This window comes from Natrinema soli, assembly GCF_028618695.1.
The window spans coordinates 1-1,598 of record NZ_JAQIVI010000153.1; the positions used below are offsets into that span (position 1 = coordinate 1).

At 63.8% G+C, this 1,598-nt stretch carries 2 protein-coding genes and 1 pseudogene; 1 reads left to right on the plus strand and 2 read right to left on the minus strand.

Annotated elements, in window-relative coordinates; genetic code table 11:
* Nucleotides 1-392, minus strand: a pseudogene (locus PGX04_RS11140) (AAA family ATPase); the annotation flags it as partial.
* 260 nt (nt 393-652) lie between these two features.
* Nucleotides 653-1,330: a DUF7504 family protein gene (locus tag PGX04_RS11145; protein ID WP_273738570.1), complete on the minus strand. Its 678-nt coding sequence runs from the start codon at nt 1,328-1,330 to the stop codon at nt 653-655.
* A gap of 135 nt (nt 1,331-1,465) precedes the next feature.
* On the opposite strand from PGX04_RS11145, the gene PGX04_RS34625 reads away from it, so the two are divergent.
* Nucleotides 1,466-1,598 (plus strand): DUF7547 family protein (locus tag PGX04_RS34625; RefSeq protein WP_425498446.1); only part of this gene is annotated, 133 nt, incomplete at its 3' end.

Genomic DNA, 1,598 nt, shown 5'->3' on the forward strand with positions numbered 1-1,598 from the left:
TCGGCCGTCGGTCGTCCCTGTTGGTGGCCGGTCTGCGATGCCTGCTGGGGCCCGGCCTGTGGCGCTTGCTGGGGTCCGGCCTGTGGCGCTTGCTGGGGACCCACCTGCGGTGCCTGCTGGGGCTGATTCGGGCCCGGGCCGGAGCTAATCGTGCCGCCGCTGAGATGCAGTTGCGTTCCTCCACCACCGCCCCGTGCGTTGGACATTCCGTCGAGGTGGTGAGCGATATCCGTCAGATCATCGTCGATGTTGTCCTCGAGCTTGTCGATCTTGTCGCCGACGCTTCGCAGGGCGAGGGCCACGTCCCAGAGGACGACGACGCCGAAAAACAGGAGCGCGAGGAAAACGGTAACGGCGGCTCCACCGAGAAGCTGCGTGTTGGCTTCGACCATATATGCTACTCTGTGAACCGATAGGTCGTTCGATATATAGACCTTATGCCGTAACACCGATGGCGCTGGAGAGAGACCGCTAGTAAACCGTCGAACACAGCGTTCTGTGACCACTCTCGATTTCCCGCTCTCAATCAGGATTTCGGACCTATTCGGTGTACTGACAGCTGACGACGGATGGTTCCATCGAGCTATCGTCGCTACCGAACGACGGAGTCCACTCACTCCCTCGACGGCCGTGGGGCAGTGAGTCGCCCGCGTCAGTTGGGACGGGAGAGTTCGAGCCAGTCGGTAGACAGCGCCGGATCGCGGAGCGACCACCGCTGTTCGGTGCTCCCGTCGCGGGATCGTACCGTAACGACGGCGTCGAACAGCGGCTCGAAGAGAGCGACCATATCGTGATTCCGAGCGAGCGGGACGTGAACGTGTCCCATTCCGCGAGCCCGATCGACTCGTGACGTGGCCAGATGAAGCAGTCGGAACACCGTTTCGATCCCGTACTCGTGACAGAGGGGAACCAACGAGTCGACGCAGACGCGCAGTTCGGCCGGTTCGAATCCGTCGGCGGCGTCGGCGAACTCGTCGACGGCTTCGACGAGTTCGATCCCCAGTTCGCGCGGCGACTCCGGGCCGCCGCGGGTCGTCGGATCCGTCCCCGGTTCGGTCGCCGTGTTCGAGTACTCGATCGTTCGGACCCGATCCGTTTCGGAGGCGTCGCACGTGCTCTCGCACGCGCCTCGAGTCGCCTCGACCGAGACCTGCAGTCGATACACGGACTCGCGCTCCGATGGTCCGAACAGTCGCTGGCAGACCGTTTCGTGTGCCGCTTCCGTCCCCTCGCCGATGAGCAAAATGTTGCTCCCGTTCCGTTTGAGCGCGTCGAGCGCCCGTGCAAACGTGGCACCGTCCGGCACGAGTCCTCCTCGCTCATCTTCCATTTCGTTCTATCGGAGAGGTGGCCCTCCAATAAAAATTGTGTCTGGAATGCGATCCGAAAAGCGACTCGCGCTCCTCGGCGCGGTTCGTCTCGGACCGATCGGCCGGTTTTTGAGCCCGGCGGTCGTAGATCGCGTATGGCCGACCACGACGACGAACTCGTCGACGCCGTTCGCGAACTCACGCGAACGATCGACGCGCTTCGAACGGAACTCGACGGGCCGCGCCGTCGGCCGCCACTGCGGCCGCCGACGCCGCGAGAGCTCCTCC

Coding starts and splice junctions, on each gene's coding strand:
- PGX04_RS11145 (WP_273738570.1), bottom strand. CDS start 1,330: ATGGAAGATGAGCGAGGAGGACTCGTGCCGGACGGTGCCACGTTTGCA.